Origin of the sequence: Bifidobacterium choladohabitans (assembly GCF_016102005.1) — a bacterium.
GTDB lineage: Bacteria > Actinomycetota > Actinomycetes > Actinomycetales > Bifidobacteriaceae > Bombiscardovia > Bombiscardovia choladohabitans.
In genome coordinates this window covers 115422-131689 of record NZ_JACFPL010000005.1, presented here as the reverse complement: position 1 = coordinate 131689, position 16268 = coordinate 115422, and the positions used below count along the sequence as shown (strand labels likewise).

The following is a 16268-nucleotide window of genomic DNA, read 5'->3' as shown; positions in this document are numbered from 1 at the left end:
ATGGCCGCCGGGTCCGTCCCCACGGGTTCATCCGGTCCGGGCAGCTGGTCGGCCTGGACGAGGAGACCAGGAGGGATCTGGTCGAACGCTACCAAGTCACGCAGGTCGTGGACTTCCGCCGACCCTTCGAGATACAGGAGAGTCCTGACGACTCAATCGAAGGCATCACTTTTACCAACATCGATCTGCTGGGTATGATCGGTGCCCGCAATACCAGCTTGGACGACTTCGCCTCGATCGGTTCGGTCGATCGGGTCAATGACCATATGCTGGGCACCTACCACGACATGGTCCTGAATCCAGGCGCTCAGAAAGGTTTTGGGCGCTTCCTGCGCATCGTCGTGGGCAACACCCAGGGGGCCACGCTCTTCCACTGCTTTGCCGGCAAGGACAGGACCGGGTTCGCCGCGGCCCTGGTGCTCTGGCTGCTGGAGGTGGACGACGACCAGATATTCGCGGACTACCTGAAGACCAACCAGGAGAGGGTCGCGGCCAACAATCAGCTACTGGACCAATTCCGCGACAAGGGCTTCGACCAGGATTCACTGGACGCACTGGCGGTTGCACTTTATGTCAAGCAGGAATATCTGATCTACGCCCGCCAGCTCATGATCGACGCCTACGGCGACGTCTTCGCCTACGCCCAGCAGGCTCTAGGGTTCGGACCCGACCAGGTGGAGGCCCTGCGCAGCAACCTGCTTGAGTAATCGGACAAGACCGAATAGGTGCGGGCAGGTGATCGGGCTTGAGTGCCAATTGTAAGGGGGCATCGTGCATACATAAGTCTGGGACGGTAATGATTCCGGGGCTCCCGTGCGGCTCTGGTCGGTCAATGTTGATCGCCAGACGACCGGGAGGCCCGGGCCATTGGGAGACGGCCATGAATGCGGGCGCGGGTTTCTTTCGCACAGACGGATTGCCGAGCAGACCGCGATTATATGGTCAGCAAAACGACATGGGAACAGCCGAATCCATCTTGACTGACCATATCGACGCTGCAGGTGACTGGATGATCAAGGAGGATTTTGGACTCAGTTTGAAAGAGACATCCCTGTCCTGGAGCGGCTGCTGATATCCCCCTGGCTGAAGACCTGGTCGTAGAACTCCTGCACCAGACTTGTCGGCTGCTGTCTGGCTCACGCTCATCATGAACCTCCGCCTTCTGCCAGTACGCAGGCTTTCGAATTTCTTCATGATGGGTGTTTTCGCTCAGGCCCATGAGCGCGTATGAGACCAAGGTGAGCAGGTGGATGGTGGCTTGTGGGAAGGCTATCAGGCCTTGAAGTGTCGCTCGTCGTTCATGGTGGCGAAGTTCAGGCCGATCAGGATGCCGCCGCCTATGTAGTTGCCCAGCATGGCCACCAGGACCACCAGGATCGCCTTCCAGGCGTTGACCCGCCCGAAGACACCCAGGATGAGGAAGAGGGCCGAATCCGCTATCGAGTGCTCGAATCCGCAGAAGGCGAAGACGAAGACGGCCACGACCATGATGATGCACTTGGTGAAGTCGTTGGAAAGCTTGCCGTTATAGACCATGAGCATGGCGATGTTGATGCAGAAGTTGCACAGGATGCCGCGAACGAACAGGTCGGCGAAGCCCATGGGACCGCCGGAAACGTAGCCGGTTTTGGTCGCCGCAGCCGCCAGCATCTGGTCCAGGGTGGGACCGCTGACGATGGACGAGAAACGCAGGATGACGGCTACAATCAGGGCTCCGGCCAGGTTGCCCAGGAGGCAGAGAACCAGGATCCGCAGGGAGGCCAGCCAGCCCAGACGCTTGTGATAGGCGCCTATGGTGACCACCATCATGTTGGAGGTCAGCAGTTCGGAGTTGGTGTAGTAGATCAGGACCAGGGCCCAGCCGAAGGTGGTCGCCGCCAGGACCCGGCCTGCCAGGATCAGACCGTGGTCGGCGGGGTTCTGGCCGGCCTGGCCCATGATGACGAAGAAGGCCGTAAAGAAGATACCCACAAAGAGGCCGGCCATGGTGGCTCGCTGCATGTACTTGCCGGTCAGGGCGCCGCTCATGGTCTTCTTGCTCTCGACCACGTCCAGGACGGTGCTGATGAAGGCTCGCCCGGGGAAGAGCGGCTGTCTCTTCTGTGGATCTGTCATCTGATTGGATTGCTCATTCACGGGGTTTATTATGACATTCCCGAGTAAAGAGAGACTGTCCTTAGGGCCCTACTGTGCGGGAATTCACTTCTTTGCCGGTGTCACCCAGCCTCACTCGGTGCGCAGGGCGGTGGCGGGATCCTGCTTGGCTGCCTTCCGCGAGGGGATCAGGCCGCCGATCAGGGTCAGGATCACGCTCAGGATGACCAGAGCCACGCCACCCGAGGCAGGCAGGGCCGCATTCACCTCGGTGGTGCCCATGAAGTGGTGCATGATGCTGTTGGCCGGAACGATTAGCAGCAGAGTGATGCCCACCCCCAGCAGGCCCGCCAGAAGTCCGATGAGGCCGGTCTCGGCGTTGAATACGTTGGAGACGTTCCGCTTGGAGGCGCCCATGGCGCGCAGGATGCCGATCTCCTTGGTCCGCTCCAGAACCGATATGTAGGTGATGATGCCGATCATGATGGAGGAGACCACCAGCGAGACCCCGACGAAGGCTATCAGCACGTAGGTGATGACGTTGATGATGGTGGTGACCGAATTCATCATCAGGCCCACGTAGTCGGTATAGACGATCCTGTTCTTCTCCGCGGCCTTGTCGTTGTAGTGCTTGATGGAGTCGCCCACGGAATTCTTGTTCTCGAAGCTGTCCGTGTAGATGCTGATGCGCGAGGGGGCGTCCCGGGAGATCAGGCCGAAGTCGCTCAGGTTGTCGGCGTAGGTGCCTGTGGAGACGTACTGGTTGTAGATGGCGACCAGGGCCTCCTGAGGGGCGGCGGCGATGTACTGGTCGAAGGCCTGGGCCGTCTGCTGCTCGGCGGAGGCCCCCGTGGGGATGCCCGCAGAACCTTGGGCTCTTGCAGCGGCCCCTGCCCGGCCCTGGGCCTCCTGGCCGGCCATGGCTGCCGAGCCTTTCATGATCTCCTGGGCCATGCTGGCCTTCTGGCTGACGCCCAAGGATGCGATGTAGGCCTTGGCATCGTTGGCCTTGGCGGCATCGTCGGCAGGGGCGAAGGCCATCCCGTTGAGGACGCTGTGGCCCTGGTCGGCCTCCTGGTCGGTGACGATGGGGCTGGTCTTGGCCTGGTCGATCAGGTAGTCGGTCAGCTGGCGGGTATACCCGACGCCTACCTTGAGGGGTGTGGCCTTGGCTCCCTGGTGGGGGCGTACTATGCCTACGATGTGCAGCTGCAGGCCCTGATCGGCGGCCTTGGTCATCTGGTCGGTGCTGTCGCCGATGTAGTGGTAGTGGCCGTCGGTCCCCTTGGCATACTGGTCCGCAGCGGGCACCAGGGAGAGTTTCTGGTCCATGGCCTTGGCGTATTCGATGGGCTTGGTGTCGACCTTGACCTCCTGCCCGCTGTTGAGTTTGTTCATCATGTCGGTGTATTGGCTGGAGGGGAGGATGCCCAGCTTGTAGAGGCTGGTGACGGGCATCTGGTTGTTCTTGTCCAGCACCAGGACCACCTGATCCTTGGCCTTGGGCCAGGTGCCGTTCACCACCTGGTAGTTGTCGGTCACCACCTTGCTGATGGTGGTCTTGGCATCGGCCCCCGGCATGATTTCGCCGAAGATCTCCGGAGCCTTGTTCTTCTCGGTCTTGCCGGTCAGGTAGGACATCTGCATGGACTGGATGTCGCCCATGTCGCTGTCGGTGTTGGCCGTGGCCATCTGGCTGGCGGTGGAGCTGGCGTCGTCCTGCCCGCTCATGGTCACCTTTTCCGCAGAGACCAGCTTACCGTCCGGGTCGTGCCCGAAGACCGCGAACTTGGTGGCGTAGGAGTACTGGATGCCCACGGACCCCACATACTGGTGGATCTCGCTCTTGGGATTATCCAAGTATTTTTTGAAGTCTGTCAGATTGTTCTGGGTGATGCTGCTGGTCAGGCTGGAGGCCCCCTTGATGCTGGAGTCGTCCGGCTGGATGGCCTTGAGATCCTTGTGCGCCTTGGCCTCCTTCTGGGATTCCTGGGCGGAGTCCACTATCTTGTTCAGGTCGAAGGACTGCTCCTGAATGGTGATGGGGTAGGAGGTCATGGTCTCCCGCTGCACCCTGTCGATGTAGCGGTTGACCCCGGTGGATACCGACAGGATCAGGGCGATGCCGATGATGCCGATGGACCCGGCGAAGGAGGTCAGGGCCGTCCGGGCCTTCTTGGTCCGAAGATTGTTGAAGCTCAGCGACAGTGAAGTCAGCAGTCCCATGGAGGCCTTGCCGAAGGTGCGGTGGCGGGCCCGGCGGATGGGCACCTGGTCGTCGGGCAGGGGGTCGGAGTCGCTGATAACCGATCCGTCGTGCAGCTCCACAATCCTGGTGGCGTACTGGTGGGCCAGCTCCGGGTTGTGGGTGACCATGACCACCAGCCGGTCCTGGGCCACCTCCTTGAGCAGGTCCATGATCTGGATGGAGGTCTCGGAATCCAAGGCTCCGGTGGGCTCGTCGGCCAGGAGGATGCGGGGGTTGTTGACCAGTGCCCTGGCGATGGCCACCCGCTGCATCTGCCCGCCCGAGAGCTGGTTGGGCCGCTTGTTCACGTGCTGACCCAGTCCCACCTGCTCCAGGGCCTGCCTGGCACGCTCCCGCCGCTCCTGCCGGTGCACGCCCGAGATGGTCAGAGCCAGCTCCACGTTGGACAGGATGCTCTGGTGGGGAATCAGGTTATAGCTCTGGAAGACGAAGCCCACGGTGTGGTTGCGGTAGGAGTCCCAGTCCCTGTCCTTGTACTTTTTGGTGGAGGTGCCGTTGATGATCAGGTCGCCCTGGTCATAGCGGTCCAACCCGCCGATGATGTTGAGCAGGGTGGTCTTGCCGGACCCGGAGGGGCCCAGGATGGCCACGAACTCGTTGTCGCGCAGGTTGACGCTGACATCATTCAAGGCCTGCTGGACGAAGTCCCCTGTTTTGTATTGTTTGGAGATGTGTTCGATCTGCAGCACCGTCGTCCTCAGCTTTCTGGATTCTCAATGGCTTTAATGGCATGGACTTATGGACTCTTGGAGTGCCAGCTTACGCCATTGGCATGGGTAAATGCCGATATGGCCTAGTCCACCGACTTGAGGGCCTCCAGCATGTCCACATGCTTGAGCTTGTTGTTGACCATCCAGCCCAGGCCGGCCGTGATGACCGTGATCATGACCAGGGGCACGACGAAGGCCACCCAGCTGATGGAGGGGTCAAAGAGGACGTTGTCCGGTGGAACGGTGGTGATGATGTAGTGGTGCAGCCAGGCCCCGAACCCATACCCGGCCAGGACGCCGATGGCCGATAGGAGGATGGTCTCCCGGTAGATGTACATGGTCACCTCACGGTCGTAGAAGCCCAGCACCTTGATGGTGCTCAGTTCACGGATGCGCTCCTCAACGTTCAGGTTGGTCAGGTTGTAGAGGATGACCAGGGCCAGCAGGGTGGCTACGATGATCAGCACCTGCATGATCATGTTCAAGGATTTGACCACGGTGTCGATCTGGCTCATCAGGGTTGTGTTCTGCACCACCCCCTGGATCCCGTCGATACGTATGAAGGAGGCGGCCTGCCTTCTGGTGTTCTCCGCGCTGGAGTCCTTGAAGGTGACCAGGTGGGCGTTGGGCGAGAAGTCCTGATGGAAGACGGTCCTGTAGGCCGACGGGCTCATGAAGACGAAGTGCCCCAGGTACATCTCGCAGATGCCGTCCACCCGCATGGTCCTGTCCCTGCCGCCTGAATCCTGCAGGGTGATCCTGTCGCCGGTCTTGGTCCCCGTCAGCTGGGCGATCCTTTCGGAGAGGATCACGCCATCGCCCTTGAGGCTCAGGGGCTTGTGCCTGGCCCGGGTATCCATGCGGATGAAGTCGTCCAGGTGATTGGCGCTGGCAGGCGCGATCATGGTGATGGACTGTTTGTCGGCGTTGTGGCCGGCCGTCTTGCTCATCTCCTCGTAACGCACGTTCAGGGAACGGCTCACATCGGGCTTTTCCAGCCGTTTTTTGATGGATTGGCGTTGGTCGGATGTGGCCTGGCTGTTCTCGGCGGCGATCAGGTCGTAGCGGATCACCTGGCCGAACTGGTGCTCGTTGATGGCGGAGATGGACCCCTGCACGCCGAATCCGGCCATCAGGAGGGCCACCGATCCGCAGACCCCGAAGATGGTCATCAGCATCCGCTGCTTGTAACGGAAGATGTTCCGGGCGGTGACCTTGTGGGTGAAGCTGAGTCGGTTCCAGATCAGGGGGATGCGCTCCAGGAAGATCTTCGAACCGGCGCTGGGCGGCTTGGGCAGGAGGAGGGCCGACGGTTTTTCGCGCAGCTCCCGCCAGGCGCTCAGGAAGGCCGGGACAACGGCGCTCAGGAAGGCCAGCAGGCAGGCCAGGAGGGTGATGGGTAGGTGGAAGCCGTAGTGGATGGGCGGCATGTCGAAAGCGTGGACATAGGCCTGGTAGACGATCCAGGGCAGCAGGGTGTGGCCGGCGATGATGCCCAGAAGCGCGCCCAGGGCCGAGGCCGCTCCGCCGTAGACCAGGAACTTGGCCATGACATCCTGGTCCCTGTAGCCCAGGGCCTTGAGTGTTCCTGCGTTGATCCGCTCCTCGTCCACAAAGCGCGTCATGGTGGTGAAGGTGACCAGGGCGGCCACCAGATACATGAAGTAGGGGAAGACCTTGGCCAGCGAGTCCACGATGAAGGAGACGGAGGCGTAGACCTTATAGCCCTCCGAGCCGGGCGCCTCACGACGAGAGTCCAGGGCGTAGACCGGCTTTTCCAGTCGGCTCAGCTGGTCCGCCGCCTTGTTCAGCTTCTTCTGGGAGTCGTCGATCCTCTTCTGGGCATTCGGGCTCTCCCTGTTGAATTTGTCCAGTTTGGCCCGGTATTCCGCGGTTTTCTGATTCAGGGTGGCTTGGGCCTGGTCGATCTGCCCCTGGGCCGAAGCCCGGCTGTCGGCCAGCTGCCGCCGGGCCTGGGCCAGTTTGGTCCTGCCCTGGGCCAGCTGTGCGGAGGCCTGGTCAAGCTGGGTCTTGCCCTGGGCCAGTTGGCGCTCGCCTTCGTTCACCTTGGCTCTTGCCTGGGTCAGCTCCCGACGCTTTGTATCCAGGGTCTGCTGGTTGGCCGCAACCTGGGCCATGCCGGGGGTGTACTGGTTGGTCATGAAGGCATCGCGGCCCGTCTTGGCCTTGGTCACCAGGGCATCGATCTGCGGTGATTGCCGGTTGAGTTCGGCCAGCTGTGCCTGGAGCCCGGCCTTCTTGTGGTTGAGGTCCTCCTGCTGCTGGGGGGTCAGCCCGGGTGTGGCCAGTTGGGCGTCGATGGTCTGAATGAGGCCGGTGACCTGTGCGATGCCCTGTCTGCATTGTGTCTGAGCCGCTTGGGCCTGGGCTACAGCCTGATCGGTCTGGGCCTTGCCGCCTTCCAGCTGCTGACGGGAACCATCAAGCTTGGCCTGTCCCTGGTCGATGGCCTGCTGCCCCTGGTCGGCCTGATGCCTGCCCTGGGCAACCTGGCTGGCGGAGGACTGGTATTGCTTCTGCTTTCGAGCCAGTTCGGCCGAACTCAGATCCACCTCCTGCTGCCCTTGGTCGATGGCCGCCTGGGCCTGCACCGTCTTGGCAGCCAGTTGGTTCTTGGCGGACTGGATGCTCTGGGCACCCTGGTCCAGATCCTTCCTGGCCTGTTCCAGCTGCTGCCGGTTCCCCTCGAGTTCGTTTCTGGACTGGTCCACCTGGTCCTGTCCTTGGTCCAGCTTCTTCTTCAAGGGGGCCTTGATGGCGTTGAGCCTCGCTGTTGGGCGGCCTGACAGAATCCTGTTCAGATCGTCCTTGTGGGTCTGCAGGGCCTGGATGTACTGGTCGGAATAGTGGTCCTGAATCCGGTCCAGGTCCTTGAAGGTCAGGCGGGCGATCATGTACTCGTCCGAGTCGAAGGCCTTGGGCGTGGCCACAGCGTAGGAGTCCAGGGACCCGGAGCCGGCTGTGGAGGGGCCCATGTTGACCTTGCTCAGGATCTCGGTCGACCTGACCGTGCCCACCACGCGCAGCTTGTGGTGCCTTAAGACCTTCCTGCCCAGCTGGTCGGCCTTCTCGTCCACCTGGATGTTGCTGCCGATGGGGTGGCTCTCACCCAAGGCCGTGTCGACCGCTATCTGGTCGGGCCTGGTCGGCATGGATCCCTCTACCAGCTCATAGGTGGAGATCCGGTCGGGGGCGGAGTATATGCGCAGGCTCTTGTCGGTGCCCTTGAGCACCACATCCTTCAGATATCCGTATTCGATTCCCGAGTTGCCGGGGGCGGTATCGATGGCATCCCGATCCTCCTGGTCGAGTCCGTAGCTGCTGATGACCATCAGGTCGGCCAGATGGTGGTCGGACAGGTAGGCGTTGCCGGCCTGCCGCATGTCCGGCCCGGTCACGCTCAACCCGACCAGGGCAAAGGAACCCAGCGCCACCAGGCAGACGATGGAGATGAACCGTCCCAGGGATTTGCGCAGGGAGACCCGGATGTCGTGCCAGAGCACCTTCCTGACGGGTTGCATCCTCACCACTCCACGTTTTCGATGTCTTCGGGGCTGTCATTGGTCTGCACGGCCTGAACCCGCGCGTCGTGCATGCGGATGACCCTGTCGGCGATGGGGGCGATGGCCGCGTTGTGGGTGACGATGACCACGGTGGCGCCCTTCTTGCGGCACTGGTCCTGCAGGATGCGCAGCACCTGTTTGCCGGTCCGGTAGTCCAGGGCCCCGGTGGGTTCGTCACAGAGCAGGATCTTGGGGTTCTTGGCCACGGCCCGGGCGATGGCCACACGCTGCTGCTCGCCGCCGGAAAGCTGGGCGGGGAAGTTATCGATCCGGTCGCCCAGGCCCACGTCGACCAGGGTCTGGACCGGGTCGGCAGCGTCGTCCACGATCTCCGAGGCCAGCTCCACGTTCTCCCTGGCGGTCAGGTTGGCCACCAGGTTGTAGAACTGGAAGACGAAGCCCACGTCATAGCGGCGGTAGGTGGTCAGCTGCCGGGCGTCATAGCCGGCGATGTCCTTCCCGTCCACGATCACCTGGCCCTCGTTGCAGGTGTCCATGCCGCCCAGAATGTTCAGCACGGTCGACTTGCCCGCCCCCGAGGCGCCGAGGATTACCACCAGTTCGCCTTTCTCGATGGAGAAGGTGACCTCATTGTTGGCCACGATGGTCGTCTCGCCGGTCACATACCGTTTCGTCTCTCCGATGACGTCGATATAGCCCATCATGCCCTCTCGTAACCCTGGCTGTGCGGCGGGGTCGTCCGACGCAAGGGACGCCCTCCTGATGCTCTTTTCCCCACTACTGTATACGTTTGTGGGGTCCGGAGCACAGGAGAACCGCCTGCCGGGAGGCGTCATGTTCGCCGACCTTGCAAGGGTTCGGAGGTTCAGAGGGCTTGCAGGAGGTTGCCCAGTTTGCGGCTGTCCCTGACCGGTCTGCCCTGGCGGAAGGTGATGAACCGCTGGCAGGTCTGGGCCAGGAACTCCTGGTCGTGTGAGATGACGATCACCATGACCCCCAGGGAGCGCATGTAGCGGATCATCCCGGTCACCTGGTTCATGTGGAGCAGATCCAGGCCGCTGGTGGGTTCGTCCAGAACCACCAGGCGCTTGCCAGACAGTATGGCGGCCGCAATGGCCACCCGCTGCTTCTCCCCGCCGGAGAGGGTGTTGGGGTGCCGGCCCAGGAGCCGCTCCAGGTCCAGCTTTCGTGCCACTTCCTCGAACAGGTCGGTTCGCCTGGCCCCAAGAAGCATTTCGCCCTCCACGGTCTCGCTGAAGAGCTGATAGTTGACATCCTGAAAGACCATGTAGGAGTCCTCGACGCGCTCCCTGCTGGTCTGCCTGGTCCCGTTCAGGCTGATTTCCGACCTGTCGCCAGGCTTGAGCAGTCCGGTCAGGACGGAGGCGAAGGTGCTCTTGCCGGCACCGTTGCGGCCGATGATGCCGGTGATGTCCTCGCTGGACAGGGTCAGGTCGTCCACATCCAGGGCAGGATCCTGGTCGTGGTGGTAGGCATAGGTTAGGTTCCTGACCCGCAAGAGGTCGGGGGTCTTCTCGGTAGTGACCCTGGCTGGGGCGCTCGCATTCTCGGTCGCGTTCAGATTCAGGGCCCGCAGCCCCATGGCCTGGCGGCTTGGGCCATCCAGCCCCCTCATGGCGGCAGGGGTCAGGTGCTCCGCCAGCCTGCCGTCCTTCATGACCAGGAAGTCGTCGGCCAGGCCGTCCAGGTAGTAGAGGCGGTGCTCGATCAGAACCATGGTCAGGCCCCGCTCCTTCAAGCGGCCCAGAATCTGCGCCAGGCTGGCCACCGCTTCCACGTCCAGGTTGCCGGAGGGCTCGTCCAGGACCAGGATCTGCGGGTCCATCATGCAGGAGGAGGCGATGGCGATCATCTGCTTCTCGCCCCCCGACAGGGAGAAGATGTCCCGGTCCATAAGCGGGGCGATGCCGAAGAGGTCGGCCACCTGGTCTATGCGCTCCCGGATGGCCTCCGGCTGGACCCCGGTGTTCTCCAGGGGGAAGGCCAGCTCGCTGCGGACGTCGGTGGTGAAGAACTGGGTCTTGGGATTCTGGAAGACCGACCCCACCTGCTCCGAAAGCCGGTAGATGGGCCGGGCCGTGGTGGGTTCGCCCCCGATCAGGCACTCCCCCTCCAGCTTGCCCTCGTAGAGTTCGGGAATCAGGCCGTTGATGACCCTGGAAAGGGTGGTCTTGCCGCATCCGCTCGGTCCGGTGATCACGGTCAGTCGGCCTCGGTCCATCCGGCAGGAGACCTCTTCGAGGGAAGGCCTGCTGGCGCCCTCGTAGGTGAAGCTAAGCCTGGAACATTGCAACATAGGCTCCACATCCCATAAGGACCAGACCCAGGGCGCACATGAGCGCATCCAGTCCGGTGAAGGTAATCCGTTGGATGGAGGTCTTGGGTCCCGGGTCGCCGATCCCTCTGGTCAGGGCGGCCGAGGTCAGGTCGGAGGCCGCATTGGTGGCGTTATTGAGCAGGGGGACGTAGATGTACTCCATGGTTCGCATCGGATGCCGGACCATGTCTCCGGTGGTGACCGCGATCCCCCTGAATTTCATGGCCCGCCTGATCTGGGCATAGTCGTGCCTGACGGTCGGGAAGAAGCGGAAGAGGACGCTTACCGGGATGACCAGCCACTGGGGTGCGTGGATCTTGCGCAGCAGGTAGACCAGCTCCGAGACCTTGGTGGTGCCCATCATGAAGGCCGCAACCAGCACCAGGGGGAGGATCCTGCCCACGCCGACGAAGAGGAAGAGCAGGTAATGTCCCGGCAGGTTCTCGGGGAAGACCATGGCCAGGGAGGCGCCCAGGGCGAATACCAGACAGACCAGAAGCCAGGCCTGGCCCTTCCTGACCCTGCCCACGATGACCTGGAAGCTGCAGAAGTAGATGTTGATGGCCAGGACCAGCGGGGTGGGCAGGGTGACGAAAATCAGGGCGTTGGCGAAGATGACCAGCAGGAATCTGGTGTAGATGGAGATGGGCCTCATTGCTTGGCGGGTATCCGGTTGAAATGCCTGTCGACGATCCTGGCGCCTATCCATGCACCGAGCAGTGCGCCGATCAGGGTGGCCAGAATGCAGACCAGGAAGGTGGCTCCGGTGATGGGCGCAAAGACCCCGTCGATGTACTCCTGGCTCTTGCCGCGGCGGACCAGGCTGGCCACATAGGCATCCTTCATGAACCAGAGGGGCAGAACTGGGCCGGTGCAGCCGAAGGTGAGGATGACGTAGCTCAGGTAGCGGGCCAGGTTGGGACGGCTCTCCCTGAGCGAGGACTGAACCAGGTCAGCCAGCAGGCCGCAGAAGGCGTAGGGGATGAAGGAGAGGGCGAAGTGGCCGAAGACCAGCAGGAAGAGGCCCATGATGACGCCGACGATGGTGATGGCCCCGAACCTGGGCACCCGGCGGATCATCAGCATGTAGACCGGGCCGGAGACCAGCCCCACCACAGCGGGGATGAAGAGGGAGGACAGGCCGGGCATGACCAGGCCAGCCAGGAAGACGGTGATGAAGTTGCCCACCGCCATGCTGACGAAGTAGAGGGCCGTGAAAATGCCGACGTTGACCAGGTCTTTTGTCTTCAGTGCTTTCATAAAGGATCGCTCCCATCTGGGTGGCGGTCGCTCGGCCCTAGGCCATATCCGCCGATTTCAGGTTGTGCCGTCAAGTTTAGGAGGGCCGGGAGGGAAAGTAAATGATATTTTTTTATGTCTCTTGCCCGCCGCGCGAGGATTTTGTTAGTGTCCACTGAGAGGGGCGTATCAGAAAGGCGGCACGGAGGACAGGCATGATCAGCAAGCGACTACTTCATCTACCGGGAGCCAGGATGGGCGCCAGCCTCCTGCTGGCCCTCCTGCAGACGATCGGTGCGTTGGCGGAGGTGCTCCTCCTGCCGGTGGCTATCGCGGCCGTGGGCCGTTCCCTTGGCCTGCCTGTTCCCCATGCCCTTGCCTGGGTGCCCGGTCGGCCCGGACCCTTGGCGGCGCTGATAGGCGTGCTGATTCTGGTTCGGCTCCTGGCCCAGGCGGTTGCCAAGTCCGTCAGCGCCCGGCTGGCCGATGGGATGGGTAAGGCGCTCTCCCAGGCCCTGTATCTATCCGTGTTCGACCCCAACAGGCAGGAGGACGACCTGGGCGTTCCGGCGCAGACCCTGGCCAGGCTTTCCACCGAGGGGGTCAAGTCGGTCGTCTCCTATTTCACGGCCTACATTCCGGCCCTGGTCCAGACCGCCCTGATGCTGGTCGTGACTCTGATCGTCCTTCTGCCCGTCAGTCCCCTGGCTGCGGCAATCGTCGTGATCGGCATGGTGGCTCTGCCCCTGGCCTCCAAGCCCACCATGGGCGAGAACATCAAGGTGCAGCTGGGCCAGTTGCGCAAGTATGACAAGGTCGGTGTCCACTTCGAGCATGCCCTGAGGGGGCTCAACACTTTGAAGATCTTCGGGGCAGACCAGCGGCAGGCTGATGACCTGGCCGAGGAGTCCGAGGGGTTCCGCCGGATAACCATGGGGGTCCTTGGCGGCCAGCTGCGCTCGCTGATCAAGGCCGACGTGGTCATCTACACCAGCCTCATCCTGGCGGTCGCGGCCACAGTCCTGATCGGACAGGGCGGGCCCTCTCGAATGCTGTCCTGCCTGGTCGTCGCCCTGGCCGGGGTCCGGCTCTTTGCACCTGAGCGCCAGCTGGTCTACATGATGCATTCCGGCATGGTCGCCATCAAGCAGGGCAAGGCCATCGACGATATCCTTCAGGCGCGGCAGGGGGGCGACGAGAAGTCGGCGGCTCCAGGGACGGCTCCTGAGTCATGCAAGAGTACGGGTTCGGATGTGGCTCCGGAAGCGAGTCTCGAAACTTCTGAGGTAGCAGTTCGGGAGTCTGACTCGGAATCCGCTTCGAAGCAAGCAGATCAGGCGGATATGTCTGGCGATGATTCGCTGGGCATCAGCGCTCGCGATTTGACCTACACCTATCCTGACGGCTTCCAGGCTCTGACCGATCTGAACTTCGATCTGCCTGCCAAGGGACATGTGGGCTTGGTCGGCGCTTCGGGCTCCGGCAAGAGCACCTTGGCGGGCCTGCTGTCCGGGCGCCTTCAGGGGTATGCCGGAGAGCTGTCCATTGGCGGGCGCCAGATCAGCGACCTGTCGCGCGAGGATCTGGTCGGCCTGCAGACCGTGGTTCGGGGAACCGATCACCTCTTCACCGGGACCATCAGGTTGAATCTGGACCCGGCCGGACTGGGCTATTCGGATTGGGAGCTGCAGGATGCGCTGGACCAGGTCGGCCTGACCGGTCTTGTCCAGAGCAAGGGCGGGCTGGACGCTCCTATCGACCCCGAGGGAGGCAACCTTTCCGGAGGGCAGCGGCAGCGCCTGTCCATTGCCCGTGGGCTCCTGCGGCGTTCTCCTTTCTATATCTTCGACGAGGCTACCAGCGCCGTGGACCGCGAGCATGACGCTACACTGGCAGCCCTGATGGACGCGCTGGGCAAGGAGTCCCTGGTCCTGACCATCACCCACCGCCTGGCTGGGGTCCGCAATGCCGATTCCATTCTCTTCCTGCAGGGGGGCCGTCTGGCAGAAAGCGGCGGTTTCCGTGAGCTGGTGGATGCCGGGGGCGGATTCGCGGCCCAGTGGAAGGAGCAGGCACAGTATGAGGACGGGGAGTGACGACATGCAGCAGACGACCGGCAATCTGACGATGATGCGCCGCATGGCCCGGCTGATGAAGCCTCTGGCCGGCACGGAGGGCAAGGCCATCCTCTGCGGCAGTCTGGGTCACCTTTTTGCAGTCTGGAGCATGATGGCGGCCGCAGCGGCCCTGATCGGCCTGGTCGCGGACTGGCCGCCGCTGAATGGCCAGTGGGTCGTCTGGGCCCTGGTGGCGGTTCTGACTGCTCTCAGCCGTGGGGTCATGGCCTATGGGGAGCAGTACTATAACCACGAGATGGCTTTCAGCATGCTCCGTGACATTCGCACGACGGTCTTCGACAAGATGCGGTCCCTGGCCCCGGCCGGCCTGCGCGACCAGGCGCGCGGGGACATGGTGACGGTGATCACCAATGACATCGAGCTGCTGGAGATTTTCTACGCCCATACGCTTTCGCCCATCGCCATCGCCCTGGTGACCTCCCTGGCCAACCTGGCCCTGCTCACCTGGCTCTCGCCCTGGATGGGTCTGGCCGCCCTGGTCTCCTACCTGATCGTCGGCCTGCTCATCCCCATCCTGAGCGCCAGGCCCACCTTTAATGTGGCCATGCAGGAGCGGACGGCCCAGGCCAATTTGCACTCTCTACTTCTGGAGACCCTGCAGGGCCGTACAGAGCTGGCGGGGTTGGGAGCTCTTGGCAACACCCGTCGCTGGGTGGGAGCTGCCACGGATCAGATGCTGAATGCCCGGGGGCGCACCTCTGGGCGGACCATCACCAACGACATGGTCACCAACGTGGTCACTCTGATCTGTGCTGGAGCCTTCACACTGATGGCCTGCCATCTAGGTTCGGCAGGGTTGGTGGATCCGGCCCGGGGAATGATCGGACTGGTCGGCTTCCTCTCTTCCTTCGCTCCCTTGATACCTGTGGCCCGGCTAGGTGCTGGCCTGCAGCCTACTTTGGCTGCTGCCAGGCGGGTCTTCGCGCTTTTGGACAAGAAGCCGCCTGTGCGTGAGGTGGAATCCGATTATGGGAATCCCCTGACGGAGTTCACTGGAGAGGAGGCCAAGGCGGTTTCCTTCTCCTATGCCGGCAAGACTGACACGGACAAGACTGACTCGGGTAAACATGGCGGCCGAATCGCGGTTTTGGATAACCTGGATCTTTCCATCAAACCTGGCGAGTTGATTGGTATCCAGGGGGCCAATGGGGTTGGCAAGTCCACCTTGATCGACCTGCTGATGCGGTTCCAGGAGCGCAGTGGTGGGGATCTGACGGTTTCCAGTCTGCCTATTGAGACCATCCACACCGCCGACCTGCGTGTCCAGCAGGCTCTGGTGAGTCAAGATACATATATATTTAGCCTTACTTTGGCGGATAACATCGCTCTGGCCCGGCCCGATGCCAGCAGAGCGGACATTGAGCAGGCAGCTCATGACGCCTGCCTGGATGATCTGATTGACCAGCTGCCCGACGGCTTGGATCATCTGCTTACTGACAACGGCTCGGATCTGTCCGAGGGGCAGCGGCAACGAGTGGCCCTGGCTCGCGCCTTTTTGAGCTCGGCGCCATTCATGCTTCTGGATGAGCCCACCAGCAATATGGATGCTCTTTTGGAGGGTCGGGTTCTGACCAGGCTTATTAAGCGGAAGGGCGACCGTGCCTGTTTGATCGTCTCCCACCGTCCCTCGGTCCTTGCTCGGGTTGACCGGTTGCTGACGCTAGAAGATGGCCAGCTTATCTCTGTATGAACTCTGAGTTTCAATAAACATAAACCAAAATTGTCGAGAGCTTAACAGTTGCAACTATGTAGAAGCTTGGTTTAGATTTAGGTCGCCAACAATCATTATGAAGTAATAAGCACGGTTGTAAGCTGAGCATGCGGGTGCCTCGTTTGCAGAATTCAATTAGAAACTAGACTTAAGGAAGACAAAGTAGGAAGATATGCCATCTTTTATTCAGAAGTGTCTTGTCGTAGATGTAATTCGCTCATCGG

At 61.9% G+C, this 16268-nt stretch carries 10 protein-coding genes; 3 read left to right on the top strand and 7 right to left on the bottom strand.

Annotation, left to right across the window (positions count from 1 at the left end; translation table 11 throughout):
* A partial coding sequence (locus H3S97_RS08275) for a tyrosine-protein phosphatase (RefSeq protein ID WP_198220261.1) occupies positions 1-707 on the top strand: 707 nt, incomplete at its 5' end.
* Positions 708-1272: 565 nt separating this feature from the next.
* Here the strand turns inward: H3S97_RS08275 and H3S97_RS08270 are convergent.
* From H3S97_RS08270 to H3S97_RS08240, 7 genes are all read right to left on the bottom strand, one after another.
* Positions 1273-2115, bottom strand: coding sequence for a formate/nitrite transporter family protein (locus H3S97_RS08270; RefSeq protein WP_232356387.1), 843 nt, complete (start codon positions 2113-2115; stop codon positions 1273-1275).
* 111 nt (positions 2116-2226) lie between these two features.
* Positions 2227-5052, bottom strand: a complete 2826-nt coding sequence (locus H3S97_RS08265; protein ID WP_198220260.1) for an ABC transporter ATP-binding protein/permease — start codon at positions 5050-5052, stop codon at positions 2227-2229.
* Between the two features lie 104 nt (positions 5053-5156).
* Positions 5157-8615: an FtsX-like permease family protein gene (locus H3S97_RS08260; protein WP_198220259.1), complete on the bottom strand. Its 3459-nt coding sequence runs from the start codon at positions 8613-8615 to the stop codon at positions 5157-5159.
* 2 nt (positions 8616-8617) lie between these two features.
* Positions 8618-9319 (bottom strand): ABC transporter ATP-binding protein, encoded by a 702-nt coding sequence (locus H3S97_RS08255; RefSeq protein ID WP_045923831.1) that lies wholly within the window; start codon positions 9317-9319, stop codon positions 8618-8620.
* 164 nt (positions 9320-9483) lie between these two features.
* Positions 9484-10935, bottom strand: coding sequence for an ABC transporter ATP-binding protein (locus tag H3S97_RS08250; protein ID WP_198220258.1), 1452 nt, complete (start codon positions 10933-10935; stop codon positions 9484-9486).
* Positions 10913-11611 carry an energy-coupling factor transporter transmembrane component T gene (locus H3S97_RS08245; RefSeq protein ID WP_198220257.1) on the bottom strand — a complete coding sequence of 233 codons (699 nt, stop codon included), beginning with the start codon at positions 11609-11611 and terminating at the stop codon, positions 10913-10915. Before H3S97_RS08245 ends, H3S97_RS08250 begins: the two co-directional genes overlap by 23 nt.
* A complete protein-coding gene (locus H3S97_RS08240; protein WP_198220256.1) occupies positions 11608-12216 on the bottom strand; it encodes an MptD family putative ECF transporter S component in 609 nt (202 codons plus the stop codon). The genes H3S97_RS08245 and H3S97_RS08240 overlap by 4 nt, the downstream gene beginning before the upstream one ends.
* 194 nt (positions 12217-12410) lie before the next feature.
* On the opposite strand from H3S97_RS08240, the gene H3S97_RS08235 reads away from it, so the two are divergent.
* Both H3S97_RS08235 and H3S97_RS08230 read left to right on the top strand, forming a co-directional pair.
* Positions 12411-14291: an ABC transporter ATP-binding protein/permease gene (locus tag H3S97_RS08235; RefSeq protein WP_198220255.1), complete on the top strand. Its 1881-nt coding sequence runs from the start codon at positions 12411-12413 to the stop codon at positions 14289-14291.
* Complete coding sequence (locus tag H3S97_RS08230) at positions 14275-16023, top strand: amino acid ABC transporter ATP-binding/permease protein (RefSeq protein ID WP_198220254.1); 1749 nt, start codon at positions 14275-14277, stop codon at positions 16021-16023. The genes H3S97_RS08235 and H3S97_RS08230 overlap by 17 nt, the downstream gene beginning before the upstream one ends.
* Positions 16024-16268 lie beyond the last annotated feature (245 nt).